Below are 24,409 nucleotides of genomic sequence, written 5' to 3'. Positions count from 1 at the left end.
AGATGACTTTAGAAGTTTGCTGCCGCCCACTCAGTGGAGGCGCGTACGAACATCAGCAAGAAGATGACCACTGCGGCGCTCAGCAATGTCACCGCGCCCAGTAGCGGCGATCCACCGCTAAACATTTGGAAGGAGCTAGCCGCCAAGATTAGCTCCACCAAAATAATGGCTCCCCTACCCCAGCGCTTTCCCTTGACCATGGCCCAAGCGCCAATGATGACAAAACCAAACACGATAAAGATAAAGAGTGCGGTGCCTAGCCCCACAAAGCTTCCAGAGCCCGAATCCGACACCATGGAGCCGTTTTCCGCACCGGTCAATTCGCGCACGATCAGGAAGATGCCAAAACAGATTACGGCGATGGACTGAATCACGGCGAGTGCTGCGGCCACGAGGACTGGTTGCGGCGCCCCGTGCTGGGTCTTTTTTTCCCCACTAATCGACCGCGTGGAGGCAGCATTTTGCTTTGTGTTTACCTTCTTGTTTTGTTTGGACACAAGCCCACAGTCTACTCACGGGCAACGCCATTTTCTTGTGCGCCACTCAGGTTTCGCGGGGCAAGGGCTAACCGGACAGATTTGACGCTTCTCCAGTCACCACACTCAAGTAGTTTCAGTCAATGCGCCAGTTCAGCGCGTTTCTCACAGGCTTCTTTCAACTCCAGCGTCTATCTAAATGACCCCCACATCACTTTCCATTCAGTGATGTTTACCACATTTTCGCCTCTACCCCTAGCGGAGCCTGAGTAAACATGTCATGATTCTTGGGTAGCAAAAAGAAAGAGGACGTAAACCTCTTCTTAACTTGAAGGAAACTTCAAGTAACCACAATGTGGACCATTGGCGGCGGCGACGCTGGCCCGACCTCGAGACCGGGCCCCACTGCGCGCAGACCAGTTCACACAACCACCCACCCATGGCATTGGTTGCTTTTCATTTATGAAAAGTGCTTGTGCTTTCTGCTGTCGAATTTTTGTTAGGAGATATCAATCATGGATTGGCGCCACGAAGCTGTTTGCCGCGACGAAGACCCCGAGCTGTTCTTCCCAGTAGGCAATTCTGGTCCTGCACTTACCCAAATCGCTAAGGCCAAGTTGGTCTGCAACCGTTGTCCCGTTGCCTCTTCCTGCCTGAAGTGGGCACTGGAGTCCGGCTTGGACGCCGGCGTCTGGGGCGGTCTATCTGAAGAGGAGCGCCGCGCCCTCAAGCGCCGCCGTAACCGCGGCCGTGGACGCGCCCGCGTTTCCGCTTAATCATCGGCCCCCAATTTTCGTTTCGGCGCCCTTAGCCGCTAAAGTTGAATAAAGTTCAGTTACCCTCAACGAAGGAGTGCGCAATGAGCAAGCGTGGTCGCAAGCGCAAGGATCGCCGCAAGAAGTCCGCTAATCACGGCAAGCGTCCTGGCGCATAACGCACAGCACATAAGCCCGGCCCTCGGTCATCACAGACCGTAGGAGCCGGGCTTTTGCTTTGCCGAATCGGCGCAGGCCGCTTAGCAGCCCGTGCCGTATGTCCGCACTACCAGGTGGTCTCGATGCGGGTGATTTCAACCGAGATGCGGCGGCGTAACGCCTGCGGCGCCTTGGCCTGTCCGTTACAACAGTTGCGCACCAGCGAACGAATAATCTCCTCGCTCTCGAGGCGCTTTTGACAAAAATCACACTGGGCGATGTGCTCGCGGATGGCGAGCGCGCGGGCATAGGTGGTGGATTCATCGAGAAGCTCGCACAGGAGGGCCTGTACCTCTGGGGAGCTACACGCACCACAGTTGTGTTCCGTTGCGCGTTCCATTACTTCTCCTCCATGTCTGGGTGTTCTAATCCAATACCTTGTTCTCGTGCCACGTCTTTCAACGCTTTTCGGAGTAGTTTTCTTCCCCGGTGCAACCGAGACATCACTGTGCCCAAAGGAGTGTCCATGATTTCCGCAATTTCTTTATATGCCAAGCCCTCCACATCCGCGTAGTAAACCACCATGCGGTAATCATCGGGCAGGTCATTCATGGCCTCTGAAATGGTGGAATCCGGCATGTCCTTGAGCGCGGCTACCTCGGCGGATTCCAGACCGGTGGAATCATGTCCGGCGGTGGTATAGAGCTGAAAATCACTCAAGTCATCAGCCGAGGACTCCGTTGGCCGGCGCTTCGCCTTGCGGTAGGAGTTGATGTAGTTATTGGTCATGATGCGATAAAGCCATGCCTTGAGATTCGTGCCCGGAGTAAAGGAATGGAAGGACTTATAGGCCTTGAGGTAGGTCTCCTGCACTAGGTCTTCAGCGTCTTGGGGATTGCGCGTCATGCGCAAGGCACCACCGTAGAGCTGATCTAGCAGGGGCAGCGCTTCCGCTTCAAAGCGGCGCTGCAGCTCCTTTTCGCTGATTGTTTCTTTAGCCACAATTTCCATACTAACGCCTAGCGTTAGAATCCCAGTCATGTCTAAAAAGTCCCCGCATGCAGCCACCCCAGCGCTCAAAGTTGTAGAAGACGCCGGTATCGAGCACCACGTATACACCTTTGAGTCGGGCACCGATCACTTCGGTGATCACGCCGCCGCAGCTCTAGACGTAGAGCCGGAGCGCGTACTCAAAACCCTGGTCATCGATTTAACGGCGGGCAAGGGACCCAGGCGAATTAGCGGTGTGCGTTATCCCTACTACCCACCACCTGAGCTTGAAAAAGCCGCAGTCGCACACAATGTTTCCAAGGCCGCTATGGCGGACCCGCACGATGCGACCAAGTCTTCCGGTTATATTCCCGGCGGCATCTCTCCCCTAGGACAGAAGAATCCACTGCCCACCATTATCGAGGAAACCGCCATCCTTTTCGATACCGTCTTCATCTCTGGCGGGCGCCGCGGGCTAGATATCGAACTCAATGCGGAGGACCTCGCGCAGCTGTGTGACGCCAGCTTTGCCGATCTACTCGCCGAGTAGCTCTGGATAGTCGTTGGATACAGTGCCCACGGCCTTGTCGGCGGGGTGGGTGTGGAAGCCCCGCAGGGGCGTCGGCAAGAGCAGCTCGGCGGCCTCCTCGGGGCTGCCCTCTAGCCAGGTGCGCATTTCCTCGGCCGCCAAAAAGCGCGGCAGGCGGTGGTGCAGCCACTCCATTTCTTCCGTGGCTGCAGTGGTAATGATCGTGGCGGACAGGCGGTCTAAGCCGGTGTCCCAGAGGCCTGCGGCCCACAACAGGCCTTCCTCCGCGCGCACGAAGTAGGGCTGTTTGCCGCCCTCTTCCTGGCGCCACTCGTAGTAACCATTCATCGGGATGAGGCAGCGCTGTCCCTTAAAAGCGTGCCGGAAAGAAGGCTTGGAGGCCACGGTCTCCGCCCGCGCATTAAACAGCGGCGGGCCCTCAAGATCTTTCTTCCAGTGCGGCAATAGCGCCCACCACGCAGGATCGACTTGAGCCAGGCTTTCGCGCACGCGCACGATGGCCACCGGCTGGGTAGGCGCAATATTGTAGCGGGGCCCTGGGGTTCCTTGCGGGGCATGTACCTCGGTGACTCCGGGCAGCTCTCCCACCTCATCAAGGAGGGACTCGGTAAAAAGAACGAATCTTCCGCACATGCCCTCTATTATGGACGATATGTCTCAACCATGGTCCGCCCCGCAAGCGGCAGGCCCCATTACGTGGGCCCAGCACGTGCCGGGCTCGAAGTCTATTACCAACCGCGCCTTCATCTTGGCCGCGTTGGCCGATGGCCCCTCTACCCTGCGCGCTCCGCTGGTCTCGCGGGATTCGCAGCTGATGGAAAAGGCGTTGGAGTCTATGGGCGTGCGCTTCGAGCACGACGACGAGGACATCCACGTCACCCCAGGCCCGCTCAAGGGCGCAACGGTAGATTGCGGCCTAGCAGGCACGGTGATGCGCTTTATCCCGCCGGTTGCGGCCTTGGCTGATGGTGCCGTGCTTGTCGACGGCGACGAGCAGGCCTACGCCCGGCCCATGTCCACCACCCTCGATGCGCTGCGCCAGCTTGGCGTAGAGGTGGACGGCGATAGCCTGCCCTTTACCGTGCGCTCGCACGGGGTGCCAGAAGGCGGCGAGGTCACCATCGATGCCTCTGGGTCATCGCAGTTCGTCTCCGGACTGCTGCTAGCCGGCGCACGTTTTAATGAGGGCATCACCCTAACCCATGAGGGCGCTCCGTTGCCCTCTTTGCCGCACGTGGAAATGACCGTGGGCATGCTACGGCAAGCCGGCGTGCGCGTAGATTCCGGCGAGAATACGTGGACCGTGCACCCTGGCCCGATCGCCGGCCGGGAGTGGGCCATCGAGCCGGATTTGTCCAATGCCACGCCTTTCCTTGCCGCCGCTGCTGTCACCGGCGGCCGCGTGACCATTAAGCGCTGGCCCGCCAATACCACCCAGCCGGGTGACGCTATTCGCCATATCTTGGTGGATATGGGTGTTATGGTCACCCAAGAGCCGGGCTTCGTCACCGCAAAGGGCGCCAAGGGCGGCGCGCTGCAGGGCATCGAGCGCAACATGGGTGACATTGGTGAGCTCACCCCTACCGTCGCGGCGCTGTGTGCCCTGGCAGAAACCCCCTCCACGCTCACCGGCATTGCCCACCTGCGCGGCCACGAGACCGACCGCCTCAAGGCGCTGGCAACCAATATCAACGCCCTGGGTGGCAAGGTCACCGAGCTTGCCGACGGCCTGCGCATCGACCCCGCCCCTCTCCACGGCGGCGAGTGGCCGTGCTATGCGGACCACCGCATGGCCACCGCTGGTGCCATCCTCGGTCTGAAGGTGCCGGGCATAGAGATCGAAGATATTTCTACCACGGCGAAGACCCTTCCCGGCTTCGACCGCATGTGGGAGACGATGCTGGACCCCGAACAACAGGAGAGCAATGGCTAGGCGTTTCGGTTCCTTTGATGAATCCGACGTGCGCGTGCGCCCTGGCAAGGGTTCGCGGCCGCGCACCAAGGATCGTCCCAAACATAAAAATGCCAAGTTCGGCATGGTCATCACCAAAGACCGTGGGCGCTGGGGCGTCGCGCTAGATGACGGCCCACGGGTCACCGCCATGCGCGCCCGCGAACTCGGCCGCACCGCCATCGAGGTGGGCGACCGCGTAGGTGTCGTGGGCGATACTTCCGGCAAGAAGGACACCTTAGCGCGCATAGTGAAGCTGGAAGAGCGCACCTCCGTCCTTCGGCGCACCGCCGATGACACCGACCCCTATGAGCGCATCGTGGTGGCGAATGCGGACCAGATGCTCATCGTCACCGCCGTGGCCGATCCACCACCGCGTTCCGGGTTTGTCGAGCGGGCCCTCATCGCCGCCTTCGTGGGCAATATCCACCCGATCTTGTGCCTGACTAAAACAGATCTCACGGATCCTGAGCCGTTCGCGGCCGAGTTTGCTGATCTTGATGTCACGGTGGTGAAAGCCGGCGTCGAAGACGGCCTCGAGTCCGTGCGCCAGCACATCGATGGCCACGTCACCGCGCTCATCGGCCACTCCGGCGTGGGCAAATCCACCCTGGTCAACCGCCTGGTTCCGGATGCGGATAGGGAGACGGGGGAAGTATCGGGCGTAGGCAAAGGCAGGCATACCTCTACCCAATCGGTAGCGCTTCCCCTCCCCGCCGATGATGCATACTCTGCCGGCTGGATTATCGATACCCCCGGCATTCGTTCCTTCGGCCTCGCACACGTGGATGCTGATGACGTGCTCGGTGTCTTTGAAGATCTTGCGGCCGCCGTCGAGGATTGCCCCCGTGGTTGTACGCATATGGGCCCGCCTGCGGACCCAGAATGCGGGCTGGATGACCCTGCGCTTATCCCCCCGGATACCGCCAGTGCGCGGCGGCGCGACGCGGTGCGCGGCCTGCTCGAGGCCCTGCGCACCAACGTGGACTGGGAAAATTAAAGGTGGAAGCCAGTATCGGCCATCACGCCTAGCAGGACATCTACGATGCCAAAGACCACATCCAGGATCTGGCCCCAAGTGCCCTGGGACGAGGTCTCTAGCAGCGCTAGCCACGGGGTGGTGGGCACGGCATCGGCAGCGGCATCTGCGGCCGGGGTGGTATCGGCCGCCAGAGCGGCTGGCGCGGAAATGAGGGCTACGCCTGCGGTAACGGTAGCTGCAGCCAGGTTCTTGAAACGCTGAGTCATGTTTTCTCCTTCAGTTTTAGAGCAATTCTACGAGGAAAGGCAGTTCGCTGGGGTGATAAAAGGCCATAAACTTATCCAGCGCATCTCCCACGGCCAGCTCCGCGTCCTCATCGCCAAGGTCTGCGGTGTCAATAGCCTCGATGGCCTTCGCGGTGGTTTCTTCGGATTCCGCAATATCCACGTGGATGGCCGCTAGATCGTCTTTGCTGAATTGCGCCGGCTGGAGTTCTACCACCGGCTCGCCCATATCCGGTCGCGGGGTGATGACAGAATCATCCAAGTCCACGGAGATGACCACGCGGCGATGCGGGAACTTTTCTTCATCGCCGATGGCCAGAAGGCGCATAGAGGCCATAGATGCCTCGAGGAATGCCGAGTAGGCAATCTCTTCTTCATCGCCCTCGGTATAGAAATCCTGCAGCGCTGGTGTCACCATGAAACCCCAGCCGGAGCGCGCAGAAAGGGAACCGGTTTCTTCCAATTCCGCCAGCATGGCGTAGGTTGCGGGAATGTAGACGCGGGCTTTAGCCACTAAAACTCACCTTCAATATCGAAGACAGCCTGGATTTCTACGGAAACGCGATCAAAGCTGGTGTACAAAAAGCCCACCATGCCGGTTTCCACGGCGGCGCGGACGTTGAGAATAGAATCATCAACCATGACGCAATCATTGAGCGGAAGCTCTAGGGCATCTGCGGCCGCCTGAAATGCAGCGACCTCTGGCTTTTCCGCCCCAACCTCACCAGAGAGAATAACTGCATCTACGTTTCCGCGGTACTCCCACTCGCGAATGTGCTCCGCGCCTGGACCGCCCGGGTCATTGGAGAGGATGGCGGTTGCCGCGCCATTTGCCTTGGCGGCGGCCAGCAGCGCCTTCCAGCGACGGTTATCTTCTTCGGTGCCGTCGAGGACGCCGACATAGTCAACGATCAGACCACGCATGTACTTAAATCCTTTGGTTACGATTTTCTCTTTAACTCCCCGAGAGTATAGCGAACCGCGCGCGCATTCGCGGCCACCCCTTTCAGGAAACCCTCAGAAATGGCGGCCGCGAGCCGGGCATGAGACAATTATCACGCGTCCGCCTCCTGCCCTTATTCAGGAGCACTACTTCCCCATCATGTACGAGCCCATCCCTGGCTACTCACACCTCAAACTCTTCCTCGCGCCTCATCGCGTGCGCTACGGCCGCTTGCCGACGTCCGCGGAGGTCGCCGCCCAACACCGCATCCAAGGCTGGGTAATCTTCGCACTCGAGGTTGCTGCCGGCTATCGGCCGCTAGCTCACCTCAATTCCGCGCGCTATTCGGACGCAATCCGGCTGCATATTGGCTCGTGGGTGCGCCAACGCTCCAGCCCCTACACCACGGACAGATTGCAATTGACAAGCCTGCACGCGCGCTCAAACGGAGAGTATTTCGGCTCTGTTTATATAGGTCAACAGCAGCATGCTTTTACAGGATCAGCCAGTCACACGGGATTAACCTCGTTCCGCTTGCTCTAAGCTATGCGAACGGACCTCACCGCCTAGGAAATGAACTGGCCGAGTTGAGAAAGAATATCGGACCAGTTCAGTGCGGACCATCCAATTCCGGCAGCGCTTGCTAGCGCCGCAATACCGGTAGTCAGCAGACCACCTTCCAGGACGGATAGCCCGGAATTGTCATCAGCAGTGCCATCCGCGAGTACGGTATTCACACCACGGTGGGTTGCTGCGGCCTTTTCCAAGGGAGCATTGACCTGCTTGGTGATAGTGACGATATCGCGCAGCGCTGACGCGTAATCCGAGAACTCATCCGGGAAGGCGGAGCCTGTATCCCCGGTGGCGGGCCTCTGTGGCCGCGGAGAAGACTCTGCATTGCCTGCAGTGGACTGCGGCAGATCCTTAGTGAATTCACCCAGCTCGGCGCGAATCACCGCCTGGGCATAGTTGGCACCCAGCACGTCAAGGTAATCCAGCACGGCAGCTTCGGTGAACTGCTTGCCTTCCCGCGATTGTGGACGCGCTTCGGGCTCCCACGGGAAATCGAGCGGTGTGGCATAGATATTGCCATCGGCGCGCGCAGTATTGAGCCGGGATGCGCCAAAATAATGGTCAAAGGCAGCATCCGCTTTCTCCTGCGACAAAATTCCATCTGCCACCAACGCTTCCTTACGCTGGGTAGCGATAGCCAAAATGGCCGCTGCCGCGTTGTCCTGTTCTAGTTTTTCGCCCGAGTCCAAGATGATGCGCAGAGAAGACGCAGAGTCGCGCTGCATCTCATACGCCACGGCTGGGGTGGCGCCACCAAGCAAGGTAGCAGACAGAAGCGTCGTAATTCCTAGACGCAAAGAACGGCGACGCATCGTCAGTGGAGTTCCTCACAGGAAAAAAGCAGATTGGACAAGATTCTTATATTCTACTCATTTTTCCCTAAAAAGAAACCCGCCCCGCTCCCACTTTTAAGAGTGGGTGCGGGGCGGAGTTTGAGAAAGAACACCGGGTTTTAGGCCTCTACGGTATCCCCACCGTTGTTGTTCGCAGCGGTCGAAGACTCACCGGCCTGTTCCTCTTCCTGCTGCTTGAACTGCTTGCGCAGCATAAAGAGCTGGCGGACGGTCTCTTCCTTGACGCCTTCGTTCATCGCATTGAACATCTCGCCGCCCTCCTTCTGGTACTCCACCAGCGGATCGCGCTGCGCCATCGCGCGCAGGCCAATGCCCTCCTTGAGGTAGTCCATCTCATAGAGGTGCTCACGCCACTTTTGGTCAATAATCGGCAGGATGACCATGCGCTCGGTATTGCGCATCTGCTGCTCGCCGCCAATTGCGGTTACAGATTCCTCGAGCTTGTCATATTCGTTATTGGCGTCTTCTACCAAAGCGTCGCGAAGCTGCTCAGCGGAAAGCTCGCCTGGGGAACCATACTCGGAGCCTTCGACCAGTTCCTCGTGGGGAATGGTGGGACCGTACAGGGAATCCAATGCGTTCCACAGCGCATCTAGGTCCCAATCCTCCACGTAGCCGGTGGCGGTAGCGCCGGCGACATAAGCGGAAACGGTGTCATCAATCATGCCGCGGATATTGTCCTGAATATCGCCGGCATCGAGGATATCGTGGCGGGTAGCGTAGACCACCTTGCGCTGCTCGTTAAGCACCTCGTCGTACTTGAGAACGTTCTTACGCATCTCAAAGTTCTGGTTCTCCACCTGCGCCTGGGCGCCCTTAATGGAGTTGGAGACCATCTTGGCTTCGATTGGAACATCGTCCGGCACATTGAGGCGATTCATCATGTTCTCCATGGACTGTCCCACGAAGCGCACCATCAACTCATCGCGCATGGACAGGTAGAAGCGAGTCTCACCCGGGTCACCCTGGCGGCCAGTACGACCACGCAGCTGGTTATCAATGCGGCGCGACTCGTGGCGCTCAGTACCCAGCACGTAGAGTCCACCGGCCTCGCGGACCTGGTCACCCAACTTCTTGGAGTGTTCCTTTTCGGCATCGATCTCTGCCTCCCAGGCCTCCTGGTACTTTTCCTCATCCTCGAATGGATCTAGGCCGCGCTCACGCAGCTTCTCATCGAGGATGACCTCGGGGTTACCACCAAGCACGATATCCGTACCACGGCCGGCCATGTTGGTAGCCACGGTTACGGTGCCAGGACGGCCGGCACGGGCGATGATCTGGCCCTCTTCCTCGTGGTGCTTAGCGTTGAGCACGTTGTGCTTGATTCCCCGCTTGGATAGCAGCTGGGACAGGTACTCGGAGCGCTCCACAGAGGTGGTACCTACCAGTACTGGCTGACCGGCCTCGACGTGCTCAGCAATATCGTCCACCACGGCGGCGAACTTGGCTTCCTGCGTCTTGTAAATGCGGTCAGAGTGGTCCGCACGCTGATTTGGCTTATTGGTAGGAATCGGCACTACGTCCAGGCCATAGATGGAATGCAGCTCGGCGGCTTCGGTCTCTGCCGTACCGGTCATGCCGGAGATCTTCTCATAGAGGCGGAAGTAGTTTTGCAGGGTAACGGTAGCCAGCGTCTGGTTCTCGTTCTTGATCTCTACCTGCTCCTTGGCCTCGATGGCCTGGTGCATGCCTTCGTTGTAGCGGCGGCCGGCCAGCACGCGGCCGGTGAAGCTGTCGACGATCATGACTTCACCATTGCGGACGATATAGTCCTTATCGCGGGTGAAAAGCTCCTTGGCCTTCAAGGCGTTGTTCAGGTAGGACACCAGCTGGGAGTGCTCCGGGGCGTAGAGGTTATCGATGCCGAGCTGATCCTCTACGTATTCCACGCCCTCTTCCAGCACACCGATGGTGCGCTTTTTGTGGTCTACCTCGTAGTGGATGCCTTCGCGCATGCGCGGTGTCAGCTGGGCGAAGACACTGTAGAACTGGGAGGAACCGTCTACTGGGCCGGAGATGATAAGCGGGGTTCGGGCTTCATCGATAAGAATCGAGTCAACCTCATCCACGATGCAGAAGTTGTGACCGCGCTGCACCACTTCATTGAGGGAGCGCACCATGTTATCGCGCAGGTAGTCAAAACCTAGCTCGTTATTGGTGCCGTAAGTAATGTCGCAATCGTAGGCAGCCTTGCGCTCTGGTGGGCGCATCTCAGACAGGATGACGCCTACGGACAGGCCGAGCCAGCGGTGGACACGGCCCATCATCTCCGCGTCGCGCTTTGCCAAGTAATCATTGACGGTCACGATGTGGACGCCCTTGCCCTCAAGCGCATTAAGGTAGGCAGGCAGGAGTGAGGTCAGGGTCTTGCCCTCACCGGTGCGCATCTCGGCAACGTTGCCGAAGTGCAGGGCCGCGCCACCCATGATCTGCACGCGGTAGTGCTTTTGATCGAGGACGCGCCAGGCAGCCTCGCGGACGGTGGCAAATGCCTCGAGCAAGATGTCATTCATCTCTTCGCCGTCTTTAAGACGAGTTTTGAACTCATCGGTCTTTGCCTTAAGTTCTTCGTCCGAAAGCTCCGCGTACTTATCCTCAAGGGCAATTACGTCGTCTGCCATTTTGCCCAGGCGCTTGACCGTACGGCCCTCGCCCGCGCGCAGCAGCTTGGAAAGTCCAAACACGGTTAGTTAGTCCTTCTAGTCGCGACAATAAAGTTAACTCGTCGCTATTGTACTCACTCGCATTCACAAAGCACCTTCCGCCTAGCGCATAGGGCATGCGCGCAACCTTCATCTGGCATATCTAAGCCTTTAAAGCCGCTTGCCGACGTCGAACCTCCCCCCCACCAAGACACCATTTCCCTTGATACGAATTCGACCCCGCTGCAGTTATGCAGCGGGGTCATTACCTCAGGAAAGTGCGAGCGCTTTAGGCCTCCGCGTCTTCAGCCAGGGAGATAAGGCCATAGTCGAAGGCGTGGCGGCGATAAACCACGGAGGGCTTATTATTCTCCTCGTTAACGAAGAGGAAGAAGTCGTGGCCAACCAGCTCCATCTCGCTCAAGGCATCATCCACGCTCATCGGGGTAGCCGGGTGCTCCTTGGTGCGCACAATCTGGCCGGGACGAACATCCTCGACGGTCTCAGCATAAGGGTCAACGTAGCGCTCTTCCTTGGCGCGCTGTGCCTCAGCCTGTGCCACCATCTCAGCGGCAATCTCTCCGGTGCCCTTTTGCGCGCGGTGACCGCTCTTGACGTTTTCGCGGCGCACCTTCACCTTGCGCAGGGAGCGCTCCATCTTGCCCAAGGCGGTCTCGAGCGCAGCGTAGAAAGAATCTTCCTTTGCTTCGGCACGGGCGATGTGTCCCTTACCCGTAGCGGTGATCTGGATGCGATCCGCTTCAGAATCGCGGCGCGGGTTCGGCTCGTGCTGCAGCTCCACGTGGAAGAAGGTCAGGGTGGGGTCAAGGCGTTCAATCTTGGCCAGCTTGTCATTGACTCGCTCTTGAAAGTGATCAGGGACCTCGACATTACGGCCCGTAATCGTTACCTGAGCTTTGTTTGGCTGGGACATTGAAATGCCTCCCTTGAGTAGTGGGGACTGGATTCAATCACAGTAGCTATCTCTCTGTGACACTCCTCATGGTATCACTGGTTATGACCTGACAGGGCGAAATTTTTTCCCGCTCCCCTACCTCGAGGGTAGATCCCGCCTTTATCTAGGCATCCGCAAAGACCAATGCTCCACATACTTCTACGCCCGCGGCCTGCAGGGCAGCAATGCTCGCGGCTAGGGTGGCGCCGGTGGTAACGACGTCGTCGGCAAGCAGCGCAGGGGCGCGAGCAATGGGAGCATGAACGCGGACTCGCCCCTGCAGGTTAGCCCACCTATCCTGCGCGTTAAGCTCGGACTGATCCGCGGTGGACTGCCCCATGGAAAGAGCCGCGCACACGCCCACGCGCTGCAGCTGCGCCGCTGTATGGCACACAGCGGCCACAGGGTCTCCCCCGCGCGCCCGCGCCGAGCGCGGACGGGTAGGCGCAGGAACAAGGGTGAACTCGCGCGGGATATCACCACGGGCACTCAGATAGGCCAGCCCAGCTGCAAAGACGGCCCCGACATACTCGCGAACCGGCTGGTTGCCGCGCTCCTTCATGCCAATGATGATGCGGCGGCGAATATCGGAATAAGAGCCAAGGGCATACACGGGCGCCCCCAGCAGCCGGGGCCGTGCTACCAAGTAGGGCGGGTGCCGCAAGTGCTCGCGGCAGTGTTCACACAACACCTCGCCCGGCGCGCCGCATCCAGCACACGCGCGCGGAAAAATAAGCTCCCCCAAGCTCATCGTGTTGCCTCCCCCCTAGCCGCACAAGCCTTCCGACGGCTAGTTAGAAACGATAGGGGAAGAACGCCGGCCCTGCAGCCCAGAGACCTCACGCCAGTTGGTCTCATCCATCACGGTGGAAGGTAGCTCAAGCATGGCGTGAGAATCAGTGATGAAAAGCTTGGTGGGCGAGGAAGCTACAGCCACCACGGGGGCGGTGATATTACCGGTAGGCATGGTCGAAGCCGAGGAACCATCCTGCTCGATGCGCCAGACGGGTGACTGGCTCGAGGAGGTACCAACGATGAGCGAGCCATCCATATTCCAGTCCAACGATAGCGCCGAACCGGAAACTTCTGGGCCGACCTCGCGGGCGTTGACGATGCGCTTATCCCCACTGCTGGATTGGGCAACCGCCGCGATATACACGTGCCCATCGATAACCATGGCCACGCGGGCACCGCTATGGGACAAGCGGATGACGGAGATTTCGCCCTCAATATCGTCAATGCTGCGGGCATCCACCTCGGATTTGGAGATGCGGCCCGTGGTCTTGGAGCGCACCACGCGCACGATGCGATCTCCGTCAACCACAGTCCACGCGGCTTGCCCGTTGTATTCAAAGGTCGGCCGTGCCAGCGTGGGACCATCCACCGCATCCTGCAGCTGGCCATCGAGCTCGCCTATCTGCAGGGAGAAATCATTATTGGATTTGCGGCGCACGGCCGCAACGAGGCCGCTATCGGCCACATCCACGGACTGCACGTCTCCGCTACTGCCCAAGGTGGATTGAACGGGCTCGGCCACGCCATCGTCTACCTCCAGCAGGTTGCCCTCATTAAGGGCGTAGAGCTTAGACAACGCGGTGCTGCTTTCTTCCGGGTTATAGTCCGCAAAGTCATCCACGCTCAAGCTATCCATACCTTCCACCAGGTCACCGCCATCGGCCTTGACCTTAAAGGGACCGGTATGGCCGGCTTTGCTAAGCGTCCACACCAGTTGGGCGGCAAAGAGAGTGCGGTCGTGGGCGTCCAAGTCCACTAGGCCTTCGAATTGGTAGCCTTGCTCGCGGTCATAGCCGGCATAGGTAACATTCTCCCCCGCCGCACGGCGGGTGGCAGGGGCAATGCTGGCCGAAGGCCCCTCCATCAACAACGTGATAAGCGTCGACTCCGATTCTTCGCCCCCCTTATACAACCAGCGACGATCCGGAACCAGCGCATCGTTACTCTGCTTATAGAAGTACAGCGATTGCGGGGCGTAGTGGTTGCGCATTTCATTGCGCTCCATCACCACTCCGGCCGGCAGGCCATCGACGCGCCACCTATCGTCTTGCATCTTCATGTAGATGACTGCCTCATAGCCCTCATTTTCCGGGACATACGCGCCACCGGATTTCAGGCGGCCGATAATAGTGCCACGTACTGTAAAGGCGCGTTCATTATCTTTCGAGCTTTGTTTATTGGCGGGCGCAGTAACGATATCCAGGCTATCGACCACCATCACATCGCCGCTGGCGTCCCATGCACCACGGGCAGTATCCGTAAGAAAACCACGGGCGACTTCGTGATCATTTCCGGGCACGGCCGAAGCCTGATAGAAATCTCGCAACGTCAGATCCGGGTCATCGCCCGGTTGCGGTGCAATAACTTCCCCAGGACTGTCTTCCTGTCGCTGGTAGGTCCCTACCACCTGCGGCCCGGTGTCACTCGGCAGAGTGGAACAACCGCTGACAAAAAGCACGACCGCTGCGGTACTAAAGACCGCGGTTTTGCAATAGTTGCTGCTGAACACGCTCACTTCCTCCTCCCCTCAAAGTCCGGGGCCTTATAGGCGCGCCTATCTGGGGCGGCCGCACCACGGTTGAGCTCTCGTTCCGAGGGCCATAGGATGCCATCCCCCTCCGCCTGGCCAGTGGTAGTCTTATCGCTCTTTTCGACGCGCGGTGAGCTCATCCCGGATGCAATGGCAGGCGTAGCAGAGGCGGGTTCGACACCCGGATTATCGGTGCTAGAGTCCTGCGCTTCTGGAAGTTCAACTCCGGCATCTGGGGTCGATTCCGGCAACGAGCCGCCTTCCGCAGGGTTGTTTACGGGTGCGCCAGGGATCTCCACAGAGATGGGTTCTTCTCCCACCTCGGCATTCGGGGTGCGCGGGATAATGAGGCGGAAGCGCGAGCCAAAGCCCTCGTAGCCGGTGGCATCCAGCGTGCCGCCGTGCAGGACGGCGTCCTCGCGGGCGATAGCCAGCCCCAGGCCGGTGCCACCGGAGTGGCGCTTGCGGGAGGAATCCGCGCGCCAAAAGCGGTTAAATACCAGCTCTTCCTGGCCCGGTTTCAAGCCCACGCCATGGTCTGTAACGGTAACGCCCACCGCGGTTTCCGTGGTGGCGACATCCACCGCTACCGGATTGCCTTCCGAATGGTCGATGGCATTGGCCAAAAGATTGCGCAAGATGCGCTCAAGGCGGCGTGAATCGGCTTCGACGGCGATGCGCTCATCCGGCAGGTTGAGCTGGACCTCTACGTTGAGCTCGCGAGCCAAATGTTCGACTTGCTCATAGGCGGACTCCACGCAGGAGCGCAGATCAATGGCGGCGGTAGACAGGTCCGCCACGCCGGCATCGTGGCGAGAAATCTCTAGCAGGTCCGCGAGCAATTCCTCGAAACGATCGAGCTCGCTTGACATCAGGCGGGAAGCTCGCTGGGCGCCGTGCGGCAAGCTATCGCTTTCGGCCTCAATCATGTCCGCGGCCATGCGCACGGTGGTCAATGGGGTACGCAGCTCATGGGAGACGTCGGAAGTAAACTGCCGCTGCAAATCGCCGTATTCCTCCAGCTGCGCAATCTGGGAAGAAAGCTTATCGGCCATGTTATTGAAGGACGCGGCCAGGCGGCCCATCTCATCGTCACTATCGACGGCCATGCGTTCCTTCAAATGACCAGCCGCCAAGCGCTGTGCAATGCGCGAAGCCGAACGAATCGGCGTAATAACCTGCTGGGTGGCCAGCCAGGCAATGCCCACCAACAGCACCACGACGACCACACCGGCCGCCGAAAGCAGGCCTCGCATCAATGCCATGGTGGATTCTTCCGACTCCATGGACAGTGCCAAGTAGACCTGAGTATGCGGGATATCGGTATCGGTAGGTGTTCCTACCAGCAGGGCGTTGTAATACTCACCGTTTTCCCGCGGAGCCGGGAAATACTGCTGCGCAATCTGACCTTGATCCACCATCTCCCGCAACTGATCCGGCACGGGGAAACCTTCTGGCGAGGTAATAACCGAGCCATCCTGGTTTTCCACCACGATGACCGGTTCATAAACCGCCTGGGCATCGCCCTGCTGGGCAGAGAGCTGGCCCAGTGCCGCACGTGCAGAATTGATGCGTACCTGCACCGAATTGGCGGAACTGGTGGCATCAATCTGCTGTTCCACGGCCGTGCGGGCACGCTCCAGCTCCTGCTGCGCCACGTCTTCCTTTTGGCTAACCAAGCGCTGAGTCAGCACAGAAACCAACGCGTAGGCCAAGATGATCATGACCACCGAGGAGGCGACCAAAATCATGCCAATGACGCGCGCCTGCAAAGAGGTACGCCACGTTGTAATGAAGGCGTCTCGAATACGCCTTAAACGTTCAATGATGCCGATGGTTCTTACTCCCCGGCGCCGGGCTTACCGGTCTTATACCCCACGCCACGCACGGTCAGCACAATCTGCGGATCCTCCGGATCATGCTCGATCTTGGCGCGTAGGCGCTGCACGTGGACGTTAACCAAGCGCGTATCAGAGGCATTGCGGTAGCCCCATACGGACTCCAGCAGCGACTCACGCGTATGCACTTGGCCAGGGCGGCGCGCCATCTCCAGTAGCAGGTCAAATTCCAAAGGAGTCAAGTTCAGTTCGGTACCATCCGTGCGGCGCACGGTATGCTCCGGCACGTCAATGATGAGGTCCGCCACCTCCAAGATTTCAGACTCCGCGGAATCGGTGCGGCGCAAGCGCGCGCGAATGCGGGCGATGAGTTCCTTGGGTTTAAATGGCTTGGTGATGTAATCATCCGCGCCGGATTCAAGGCCTAGCACCACATCGACCGTATCCGTCTTGGCGGTCAGCATAACGATGGGTACGGAGGATTCACGGCGAATGGCGCGGCAGATATCCACGCCGTTCATGCCCGGCAGCATAAGGTCCAGCAGAATGAGGTCCGGCTCGTGTTGCTCAAAGGCGGGCACGGCGTCATTGCCGTCCATGACCGGAATGGGCTTAAGTCCCTCAGACTCGAGCACAATGGTCAGCATCTCCGAGATAGCCGGATCGTCATCGACTACCAAAATCTTGGGCGCCACGTTTTATTCTCCTACAAGGTCTTTTATCGCTGAAATTATAGTATCCGCATCGGCGGTGACAATCCAGCGTCCACCCCAGCCCGCATCTGCTAGGCGCTGGTAGGCCGCGGCGGTGCGTTCCTGCAATCCGCCATCGCGCTCGTAGCGGTCACGTTCCCGGTTGGCATCTGCTTGGGCTCTTGCCTGCGCTCTTTCCGACGCCACTTCTACCGCAGTATCCAGATAAACCTGCAGATCCGCTTGCGGCAGGCCTAAAGTGCCAAATTCCAGATCGTGCACCCAGTCCATGACGGCATCGTCTTCGAGTCGCGCCGCCGAATATGCCGCATTGGAAGCCACATACCGATCCAATAGCACCACGGCGTCCGTACCCTTGGCTCGCTGCAATTGGTCTTTTACGCCGTAACGATCCAAGGCAAAAAGAGTTGCCATGGCATATGCCGAATCTGTCAGGTCACCCATTTTTCCGTAGAGCGCCTTTTGGGCGAGCTGGGCGTGAATCGATTCTGCATAGCGCGGGAAGGCGATGACCTCCACGGGTCGATCCAACGACTCCCTGATTGTGGAGACCAGCGTATTCTTACCGGCACCGTCGATGCCTTCGATGCTGATAAGCATAGGTGTGGGGTACCTTCCCTTCTATTTTGTCTGGCATGAGGCCACTGCTGCGGGCAGTAGGTATGGCTTAGGACAGGGCCTCTATAAACGCTTCGAGGTCATATTCTTCCTCGACATTTTCTAGTACCTCGAGGGCATTTTCCGTCAAGGTTTCACTGCCAGACCCCACCAGCTCCCTAATATAGGGGTAGTCTTCAACAACCTCGCCCGCACTGAAGGGCGCGCCAGCCCAAATGGCAGCGATGGTGGCTGCTGCTTGCGCGTTCTGTTCCTCTTCTTCACTGAGCTGCGGCTTGCTATGTGCTACTTCGCAGGCATCCTCAACGGCGCGAATTACCCCTTCTTCATCGAGGTTTGCCATTTCTTCCAAGAAATCGACGTTGAGGTCCGTGCTGAAAATATCTTCGTCCCAAGTACTCACTTTTTGACTCCTTCGGTGCTTTCAGCGCCATTTATACACGCTTTCCCAGCTAAAGAAAGCACGCAATGAAAAGGTTTGCAGGGCATCCTACATCCGCGAACTGGCGTTTTGTTGGCGTATCACAGAATCGCAACGCCGTAGCAATGTTTCCTAAACATGATAGTCTCGTTACCAACTTGTTACCGCGGTGCTATACCGCCACCTCCTATGGGGTTAAATCAGCCCACCTCACAGAAAGGACAGCCACGATGAAGCCAGATTCGCGCCGCGTCTACGTGTTCATTGTGGCCGGACTGATAGCCGCGGCCGTCGTCGGATTCACAGTCTGGCGCATGAGCTCGCCGAGCGCTAACTATTCCAATGCCGCGGATCAGTCCGCGACCACCTCCGTCTCCCCGACGCACACTGCGGCCGAGGAGACCACCACTTCTTCCACGGACCATTCGCCTTCAAAGAAGCGCTCTGCACATGCGACAAGCTCTACAGCTTCCTCCGGCGATTCGAAGCACCACCAGCCGCATAACAATGATCCGTATCTAGCCCCCAATGCGGTCATGCACCCGCAGGCGGCTACCCAGCCCACCAAGGTTTATCGTCCGGAGAATATTTCCCCACAAGGAACCTCCTCGCAGGGTATGGGCAGCATCCAGGGTGGACAAGACACCGGCCAAGGCGTTCTGCGCCCGACGCCTGATTACCCAAGCAATCAAAACGGCTCGCAGGCTACCGGTTCCCCACAGGGCAACCAGGGCAACAACGGCGGCAATGGCGGCACCGCTCCGCAAACCACCACTGCCCCGTCCGCTCCGCAGCCTTCCCCGACGCAGCCTTCGGAGCAAAATGGGACGGGCACAACCACTGGTGAGAACAAGCCCAACCCGGACCGGGGACAACTAACCGAAAACAAGCAGCAAGAGGTCGCAGAGGCAGAAGTACCACGCGACGATCAAACCGCCGCAGAGCAGCCTTCTGCCGAGCAGAACCAAGAGCCGACCGATTTCGTGCCGACCAAGCAGGCGCCGCGCAAAGCAGCCGCTTCGCACTAATCCATAGCCCACTGCGCAATTAGCTGAATACAAAAGCACGTTTCCTCGATTCTGAACGTGAATTTCGAGGAAACGTGCTTTTGTATGCGCCGGACCATTAGAGCTGTGAAAGAAACAGCCATATGAGGCACTCGCGCAGCGACGAAAGCTGCGGCAGCGCGCCTGAAATGAAGCTCCACGCCTCGCCTGAGCCCCGGCGGAGAGGGGTTCGGCAAAGCGCGCTGGTGCGCAGGCGAGCTAAGCGCAGGCGGGCTAAGCGCGGGCGACGAAGAGGTCGGCCGCGTCGGATGCCGCAGTGGCGGTGACTCGCCCCTCAGAGGCAGGCAACCAGACGGCTTGGCCGGGGGTCACGGTGAGGGTCTTGCCGGCGGCATCAGTAAAGGTAACGGAGCCTGTGGTACACAGGGCGATGGTCGGGCCATCGTAATCAAAATCCACAGAAGATGCTCCGCTAAGCTCTACACGGTCTAGCAGGAATTCTTCAATCGGGACCGGGTAAGACCATGCGGCGGCATCGTGCACATTATTCTGAGCGGACTTATCCTGCTGTTGAACACGCGGTTCATCGGCAGCCGCGTAGGTGAGAACCTTGACTAGTTCGGGAACGTCAACGAACTTGGGGGTAAGGCCGCCGCGCAAAACGTTATCGGAGTTGGCCATAATCTCTACGCCAAGGCCGGAGACATAGGCGTGCAGCTGGCCCGCATCTAGGTAGACGGCCTCGCCGGGAGAAAGTTCGATGTGGTTAAGCAACAGTGCACCCAATACACCGATATCGCCCGGGTAACGCTGGTTGAGTTCCAGCACCGTGGACATTACACGGGACTTCCAATCGGCCGGGTCCGCGGCAATAAGGCGCTCACCAGCGGAGACTATGGCGGCGATGAGTTCCTTGCGCTTGGCGGACGGGATGGTAATCCACGTGGTAAAGAGAACGCGAAGGTTGGCGGACTCGGTGGTTACCGAGGGGTCCTCGTCCAGCATGGCAACGTAATGATCCAGCTCGGGGCACTCCAAGGCAGCAAAAAGCTCGCGAGTGCGCGCCAGCGGGCGGAAGCCAGCCATGGCATAGAAATCCGTGAGCGCAACGATAAGCTCGGGCTTGTGGTTATCGTCCTTGTAGTTGCGGTTGGGTGCGGTGAGTTCAATCCCAGCGGCATTCTCGCGGGCAAAACCTTCCTCTGCCTGCTCCTTCGACGGGTGCGCCTGTAGGGATAGCGGCTCCTCGGCCGCTAGCACCTTGAGGAGGAAAGGCAGGCGCTCACCGTACTCGGCGGAAACGCGGCTGCCTAGCTGCCCTGCTGGATCCTCCGCAATGACCTCATTGAGAAGGCGGTCATCCACCGTAGACGGGTCTCCGGGGTGGGCGCCGAACCACAGCTCTGCGACGGGCTTTTCTGAATCGGGCTGACCCTGCAGGTGTGGGATGAGGGTACGCGAGCCCCAGGAATAGTTGCGGGTGGCGCTGTGCAACAGCTGCATGTGTTTCTATCCTTTAGAAATCTCGTAGGCGGTCGCGGAGAAACTCCGCGTAATAAGCTGCAGTGAGCGGGCAAGATGCCCGAGGCCCGGTTCCGGGTCAATGCTGCGGACTGCAAGCGAGTTGGGCAGGTTCGCCTCTTCCTGCCCCCAGAAAATCACCTTCAAGGGTACCAAAGCATCCGTAGTGCCATCGCCATCAATGAAGGGGTCAAAGAAGAGATCATTTGCTCGGGAGCTATCGGAATCTCGGTCGAGTGCGCGTCGCAATTCCGCAGGGTCCACGAAAGCGCTCGGCAGGCCATGCACCGCCCAGATGGTCGCAGCCATACGAGCGACGAGGGCGTCGATCTGCACGTGCTCACGCCGCTCAGAAAAGGAATAAGGGTCGAGCACGCAGGAGTGGATGATGCGGGCGCCTTCGATAAATTCGCGCAGTTGGCGGCCCGGATTGGTAGTGGCATCGCGCTCAGGGGAAAGCTGCGCGAGTTCGCGGTCCACGGCTGCAGCAAGATCCTCCAGGATCTCTTTCACCGCGGTCGGGTCCTGGTAGAGCAGGCAGCACAGAGCATGCAGTGCGGCGATGTTGCGGGCAGGCGAACTGCCCTCTGCCGTAGGTAGGCAGGGGGCGATGAGGGTATCGTCCGGGCAGTCCTCCACGAGCGGGCCCTTGGCCGGGCCAATCAAAACGGTGGTGGCGCCGCGCTGGCTGGCGGCAATTAATGCGCGCGAAGCCCAATCGCATTCGCCGGTCTCGCCTACGACAACAACCACGTCCAATGCTCCCACGTAACGCGGGAGCGATTCGGTGACGACGAGCGGGATTCGCAGCGGCTCTGCAAGGCCGACACCCAAGTGGGCGGCTTCCCTGGCAATCGCATCGGTGGGGATTATGACCAGCGAGCGAGGATTAAGCCCGCGGAGCGCCTCGCTCCAAAGCTCCACTTCTCCGGCCAATAGGCGGATTTGAGCGCCTTCGTGCGCGACATCAAAAAAGCGCACGGTTTCGGCATCATAATTACCGGTATCCATGTGGCTTAAGCATAGTCGGGCACCCACTAAGATGGAGTCCCATGACTTCCGCACAGATCCATCCCGTGACCCTCATTGGCGGCGGCCCCGGCGCGTGGGACCTCATTACTGTACGCGGCATGCGCGCCTTGCAGGATGCAGAGGTTATTCTCGCCGATCACCTGGGACCTACAGCGCAGCTCGATAGGCTGTGTGATATTTCTTCCAAAGAGCTCATTGACGTCTCTAAACTCCCCTATAAGAAGTCAATCTCGCAGGAAAAGATCAACGAGTTACTCATCACTCATGCCCGCTCTGGCCGCAAGGTAGCCCGCCTTAAGGGAGGCGATCCCTTCGTCTTTGGGCGCGGATTTGAGGAAGTTCAAGCGCTGGCAGAAGCTTCGATTCCCACCACGGTCATACCGGGCGTAACTTCAGCTATTTCCGTTCCCGCAGCCGTTGGCGTTCCGGTAACTCAGCGCGGCATCGTCCACGGCTTCACGGTGGTTTCCGGGCATCTACCACCCGGCCACGAGAAATCCTTGGTGGACTGGGAAGCTCTCGCCCGTTCTGGCGCCACGCTGGCGGTCATTATGGGGGTTAAGAATGCACCGGCAATTGCTAGCACACTTATTGCAGCCTCCCTCTCCCCTTCCACCCCCTGCGCCATCATCCAAGAAGGCACGCTTTCTACCGAGCGCGCTTACCGCTGCACCTTGGCCACACTGGCGCAGACGATAACAGAGCACGATATCTCCTCGCCGGCGGTCTATGTCATCGGCGAGGTGGCCGGCCTCTAGCGGGTTCAGGGTAGCAAGACTCGCATAAGCCCTAACCCCACTTTCGGCCGCGTTCCGCCTACTGCAGCCAAACCTTGGTTTATTGCCTGGCCAAAGGCCGCAGTCGATGCGCTACATTCGGTCCGAGGCGGGGCTTTCGGGCGCCTTATCCTGCACGATGGTGACACCTGACCTGCGCGAACCGTGGAAGTGATGGGCGGCGGCGACACGCTCTGGGTAATCCGGGGCATGAAAGTCCGCGTGGGCGGCTTCCTCAGCGTTTTCTGCTTCCAATTCCGCTGCACGGGCACGCGTAGTGCGCAGCGTGCCACGAACTGTTGCGGCCGCACCAGCAGCGACCACGACGGCGATGACTATCGAGGTAACTGCTGATGGCACTGACCAGCCAAAGTAGGTCTCGGCGCCACCGATAACCTTGCTGATATTAAGCCCTACGATGGCCGTGCCCACCAATCCACCAAGCAGGACTGGGTTGATACGGGAGATGAGCCACGCAGCGATCGGAGCAGTGATGGCGCCGCCGATGAGAAGCGCGATAACGGCGGCAAGGTTGCCGACGATGTCGTGCCAGAGGCCGACGATAAAGCCCGCGGTGGCACCCAAGGTCACGAGGAATTCGGCGGCGTTGACCGTGCCCACAATGCGGCGCGGCTGCTCCCGACCAATGGCCATAAGCGTGGAGGTCGACACGGGACCCCAGCCACCGCCACCGGTAGAATCGACAAATCCGCCCACCAGGCCAAGGCCGGCGAGAAACGGAGTGGAATGCGAGCGCTTGTAGGCGGAACCGCGGCGGCGCGGTTGGGAGAACCGCCAGATGAGGTTAGCACCAATGCCTACCAGGATGAGTGCGGTCACCGGTGCAGCAGCGGCAGTGGAAATATTCGACAGCAACGTGGCCCCCACAAACGCGGCAATACCGCCGGGGATGCCAAGGCGGACCACCGTCTTCCAGTCCACGTTGCCGAAGCGTGCGTGGCTCAAACCGGAAATGGCAGTGGTGCCAAGCTCAGCGGTGTGCACGACGGCAGAGGCCTGCGCGGGACCTAGGCCGGCAAGGAGCAGCATCGTGGTAGACGTGACGCCGAACCCCATGCCGATGCCACCGTCCACGAGGTTGGCGGCCGCGCCGGCCAAGGCGATGAGAATGAGAGTTAGCATGGCGCGAATACCTCCTGTGCGCCGCGGCGTGCATGGTTAAAACGGTCTGTGACGAGGCCTGAAAGATCAGTGCCGAGCGGGTGCTCAACGGTCGCGGGAACACCCGCCAAGCGGTCTAGGAGCAGCCCCTCGGTGACAAAGAGCGGTATGACGCGCACACGCTTAGGGTCCGCATGCTCGCGACACAGGCGCACGATCCCCTCGCGGCCACCGCGGGTAGCAAATTCCACCGTCGCGGGTACGCCGGTGAGCGCGAAGGTGCGGTGGGCGAGCTCACGTATGGCATCATTCGCCGCTGAATCGGAGGAACCAACGGAATAGATGACCACGTGGGCGTCGCAAGGCCGGGTACGAGAGGCGAGCACACGGGCGAGGTCCTCGCCGGTGCCGAGGCCTGCGGCGAGGTGGAGGGACAAGTGTGAGGTCTGGGAGGCTGCGGCAAGCGCACGCGGAACATCAACGCGCTGGTGATAACCCTGGGTGAAAAGCAGGGGAACCACGATTGCCTCGGTCTCCCCCATCTGGGCAAGCTCGAGCGCGGCCGCGGTGAGGTCGGGCTCGTTGAATTCCAGGTGCGCCGCGCGAGCTGGACGCAGGCCCGTGGCCTGGGTCAAACGCTCAATTCCGGCCGCAGCACCCGGATGCCGTGAACCGTGAGACAGGGTAATGAGTGCGGGCATG

The 24,409-nt window shown here is 59.5% G+C and carries 28 protein-coding genes; 8 read left to right on the top strand and 20 right to left on the bottom strand.

The window, feature by feature from the left end; all coding sequences use genetic code 11:
* Nucleotides 1-8: 8 nt before the first annotated feature.
* Nucleotides 9-497, bottom strand: coding sequence for a hypothetical protein (locus QP904_RS09565; protein ID WP_023020792.1), 489 nt, complete (start codon nucleotides 495-497; stop codon nucleotides 9-11).
* Nucleotides 498-991: 494 nt separating this feature from the next.
* Between QP904_RS09565 and QP904_RS09560 the strand changes: the two genes are divergently transcribed.
* The gene (locus tag QP904_RS09560; RefSeq protein ID WP_005322377.1) at nucleotides 992-1,252 is read left to right on the top strand and encodes a WhiB family transcriptional regulator; all 261 of its coding nucleotides are present in this window, start codon (nucleotides 992-994) and stop codon (nucleotides 1,250-1,252) included.
* A gap of 83 nt (nucleotides 1,253-1,335) precedes the next feature.
* Entirely contained in the window at nucleotides 1,336-1,410 is a 75-nt protein-coding gene (locus QP904_RS11845; protein WP_100067784.1) for a 50S ribosomal protein bL37, read from the top strand.
* A gap of 107 nt (nucleotides 1,411-1,517) precedes the next feature.
* On the opposite strand, the gene QP904_RS09555 is transcribed toward QP904_RS11845, so the two are convergent.
* Both QP904_RS09555 and QP904_RS09550 read right to left on the bottom strand, forming a co-directional pair.
* Nucleotides 1,518-1,790, bottom strand: a complete 273-nt coding sequence (locus QP904_RS09555) for a mycothiol system anti-sigma-R factor (protein ID WP_023020791.1) — start codon at nucleotides 1,788-1,790, stop codon at nucleotides 1,518-1,520.
* Nucleotides 1,790-2,401 (bottom strand): sigma-70 family RNA polymerase sigma factor, encoded by a 612-nt coding sequence (locus QP904_RS09550; protein WP_023020790.1) that lies wholly within the window; start codon nucleotides 2,399-2,401, stop codon nucleotides 1,790-1,792. Before QP904_RS09550 ends, QP904_RS09555 begins: the two co-directional genes overlap by 1 nt.
* 28 nt (nucleotides 2,402-2,429) lie before the next feature.
* Here QP904_RS09550 and QP904_RS09545 point away from each other — a divergent pair, with 28 nt between their 5' ends.
* Complete coding sequence (locus tag QP904_RS09545; protein ID WP_284835973.1) at nucleotides 2,430-2,930, top strand: aminoacyl-tRNA deacylase; 501 nt, start codon at nucleotides 2,430-2,432, stop codon at nucleotides 2,928-2,930.
* Here the strand turns inward: QP904_RS09545 and QP904_RS09540 are convergent.
* Nucleotides 2,916-3,563: an SOS response-associated peptidase gene (locus QP904_RS09540; protein ID WP_284835972.1), complete on the bottom strand. Its 648-nt coding sequence runs from the start codon at nucleotides 3,561-3,563 to the stop codon at nucleotides 2,916-2,918. The two genes, QP904_RS09545 and QP904_RS09540, sit on opposite strands and share 15 nt — an antisense overlap.
* Between QP904_RS09540 and aroA the strand changes: the two genes are divergently transcribed.
* Both aroA and rsgA read left to right on the top strand, forming a co-directional pair.
* Complete coding sequence (gene aroA, locus QP904_RS09535) at nucleotides 3,562-4,863, top strand: 3-phosphoshikimate 1-carboxyvinyltransferase (protein WP_284835971.1); 1,302 nt, start codon at nucleotides 3,562-3,564, stop codon at nucleotides 4,861-4,863. The genes QP904_RS09540 and aroA overlap by 2 nt on opposite strands.
* Nucleotides 4,856-5,881, top strand: a complete 1,026-nt coding sequence (gene rsgA / locus QP904_RS09530; RefSeq protein ID WP_023020786.1) for a ribosome small subunit-dependent GTPase A — start codon at nucleotides 4,856-4,858, stop codon at nucleotides 5,879-5,881. Before aroA ends, rsgA begins: the two co-directional genes overlap by 8 nt.
* Here the strand turns inward: rsgA and QP904_RS09525 are convergent.
* The 3 genes from QP904_RS09525 to QP904_RS09515 are packed head-to-tail and all read right to left on the bottom strand — an operon-like array spanning nucleotide 5,878 to nucleotide 7,071.
* Nucleotides 5,878-6,129 (bottom strand): hypothetical protein, encoded by a 252-nt coding sequence (locus QP904_RS09525; RefSeq protein WP_023020785.1) that lies wholly within the window; start codon nucleotides 6,127-6,129, stop codon nucleotides 5,878-5,880. The genes rsgA and QP904_RS09525 overlap by 4 nt on opposite strands.
* 16 nt (nucleotides 6,130-6,145) lie before the next feature.
* Nucleotides 6,146-6,661: a DUF6912 family protein gene (locus QP904_RS09520; RefSeq protein WP_023020784.1), complete on the bottom strand. Its 516-nt coding sequence runs from the start codon at nucleotides 6,659-6,661 to the stop codon at nucleotides 6,146-6,148.
* Entirely contained in the window at nucleotides 6,661-7,071 is a 411-nt protein-coding gene (locus QP904_RS09515) for an HAD-IA family hydrolase (protein ID WP_023020783.1), read from the bottom strand. The genes QP904_RS09520 and QP904_RS09515 overlap by 1 nt, the downstream gene beginning before the upstream one ends.
* Nucleotides 7,072-7,249: 178 nt before the next feature.
* Here QP904_RS09515 and QP904_RS09510 point away from each other — a divergent pair, with 178 nt between their 5' ends.
* Nucleotides 7,250-7,633 (top strand): hypothetical protein, encoded by a 384-nt coding sequence (locus tag QP904_RS09510; protein WP_023020782.1) that lies wholly within the window; start codon nucleotides 7,250-7,252, stop codon nucleotides 7,631-7,633.
* A gap of 23 nt (nucleotides 7,634-7,656) precedes the next feature.
* Here QP904_RS09510 and QP904_RS09505 read toward each other — a convergent pair whose 3' ends face one another.
* The 9 genes from QP904_RS09505 to QP904_RS09465 form a co-directional block, all read right to left on the bottom strand.
* Nucleotides 7,657-8,475 (bottom strand): hypothetical protein, encoded by an 819-nt coding sequence (locus tag QP904_RS09505; protein WP_023020781.1) that lies wholly within the window; start codon nucleotides 8,473-8,475, stop codon nucleotides 7,657-7,659.
* A gap of 140 nt (nucleotides 8,476-8,615) precedes the next feature.
* The gene (secA, locus tag QP904_RS09500) at nucleotides 8,616-11,201 is read right to left on the bottom strand and encodes a preprotein translocase subunit SecA (protein WP_200288067.1); all 2,586 of its coding nucleotides are present in this window, start codon (nucleotides 11,199-11,201) and stop codon (nucleotides 8,616-8,618) included.
* Between the two features lie 247 nt (nucleotides 11,202-11,448).
* The gene (hpf, locus tag QP904_RS09495; RefSeq protein ID WP_023020779.1) at nucleotides 11,449-12,093 is read right to left on the bottom strand and encodes a ribosome hibernation-promoting factor, HPF/YfiA family; all 645 of its coding nucleotides are present in this window, start codon (nucleotides 12,091-12,093) and stop codon (nucleotides 11,449-11,451) included.
* 145 nt (nucleotides 12,094-12,238) lie between these two features.
* Nucleotides 12,239-12,727, bottom strand: a complete 489-nt coding sequence (locus tag QP904_RS09490) for a ComF family protein (protein WP_232212580.1) — start codon at nucleotides 12,725-12,727, stop codon at nucleotides 12,239-12,241.
* A gap of 177 nt (nucleotides 12,728-12,904) precedes the next feature.
* Nucleotides 12,905-14,644 (bottom strand): MtrAB system accessory lipoprotein LpqB, encoded by a 1,740-nt coding sequence (gene lpqB / locus QP904_RS09485; protein WP_284835970.1) that lies wholly within the window; start codon nucleotides 14,642-14,644, stop codon nucleotides 12,905-12,907.
* Nucleotides 14,641-16,431, bottom strand: a complete 1,791-nt coding sequence (gene mtrB / locus QP904_RS09480; protein WP_275434412.1) for an MtrAB system histidine kinase MtrB — start codon at nucleotides 16,429-16,431, stop codon at nucleotides 14,641-14,643. The genes lpqB and mtrB overlap by 4 nt, the downstream gene beginning before the upstream one ends.
* A 68-nt stretch (nucleotides 16,432-16,499) precedes the next feature.
* On the bottom strand, nucleotides 16,500-17,192 hold the full coding sequence (mtrA, locus tag QP904_RS09475; protein ID WP_023027822.1) for an MtrAB system response regulator MtrA: 693 nt from the start codon (nucleotides 17,190-17,192) through the stop codon (nucleotides 16,500-16,502).
* Nucleotides 17,193-17,195: 3 nt separating this feature from the next.
* Entirely contained in the window at nucleotides 17,196-17,810 is a 615-nt protein-coding gene (locus QP904_RS09470; RefSeq protein WP_023020774.1) for a dTMP kinase, read from the bottom strand.
* Nucleotides 17,811-17,877: 67 nt separating this feature from the next.
* Entirely contained in the window at nucleotides 17,878-18,231 is a 354-nt protein-coding gene (locus QP904_RS09465) for a DUF4259 domain-containing protein (RefSeq protein WP_023020773.1), read from the bottom strand.
* Nucleotides 18,232-18,479: 248 nt separating this feature from the next.
* On the opposite strand from QP904_RS09465, the gene QP904_RS09460 reads away from it, so the two are divergent.
* Nucleotides 18,480-19,277: a hypothetical protein gene (locus QP904_RS09460; protein ID WP_284835969.1), complete on the top strand. Its 798-nt coding sequence runs from the start codon at nucleotides 18,480-18,482 to the stop codon at nucleotides 19,275-19,277.
* Between the two features lie 252 nt (nucleotides 19,278-19,529).
* Here the strand turns inward: QP904_RS09460 and manA are convergent, their stop codons facing one another.
* Both manA and QP904_RS09450 read right to left on the bottom strand, forming a co-directional pair.
* Nucleotides 19,530-20,759, bottom strand: a complete 1,230-nt coding sequence (gene manA, locus QP904_RS09455) for a mannose-6-phosphate isomerase, class I (protein WP_284835968.1) — start codon at nucleotides 20,757-20,759, stop codon at nucleotides 19,530-19,532.
* A 6-nt stretch (nucleotides 20,760-20,765) separates the two neighbouring features.
* Nucleotides 20,766-21,788 carry an exopolyphosphatase gene (locus QP904_RS09450; protein WP_239205936.1) on the bottom strand — a complete coding sequence of 341 codons (1,023 nt, stop codon included), beginning with the start codon at nucleotides 21,786-21,788 and terminating at the stop codon, nucleotides 20,766-20,768.
* Between the two features lie 41 nt (nucleotides 21,789-21,829).
* Here QP904_RS09450 and cobA point away from each other — a divergent pair, with 41 nt between their 5' ends.
* Nucleotides 21,830-22,567: a uroporphyrinogen-III C-methyltransferase gene (gene cobA / locus QP904_RS09445; RefSeq protein ID WP_023020769.1), complete on the top strand. Its 738-nt coding sequence runs from the start codon at nucleotides 21,830-21,832 to the stop codon at nucleotides 22,565-22,567.
* Nucleotides 22,568-22,678: 111 nt separating this feature from the next.
* Here the strand turns inward: cobA and QP904_RS09440 are convergent, their stop codons facing one another.
* Nucleotides 22,679-23,728, bottom strand: coding sequence for a sulfite exporter TauE/SafE family protein (locus tag QP904_RS09440; RefSeq protein WP_284835967.1), 1,050 nt, complete (start codon nucleotides 23,726-23,728; stop codon nucleotides 22,679-22,681).
* Complete coding sequence (locus tag QP904_RS09435; RefSeq protein WP_284835966.1) at nucleotides 23,722-24,408, bottom strand: sirohydrochlorin chelatase; 687 nt, start codon at nucleotides 24,406-24,408, stop codon at nucleotides 23,722-23,724. The genes QP904_RS09440 and QP904_RS09435 overlap by 7 nt, the downstream gene beginning before the upstream one ends.
* Between the last annotated feature and the right edge of the window lies 1 nt (nucleotide 24,409).

The organism is Corynebacterium nasorum (assembly GCF_030229765.1).
GTDB lineage: Bacteria > Actinomycetota > Actinomycetes > Mycobacteriales > Mycobacteriaceae > Corynebacterium > Corynebacterium kefirresidentii.
The sequence above is the reverse complement of the archived record's forward strand: the minus strand, read 5'-3'. Positions and strand labels throughout refer to the sequence as shown.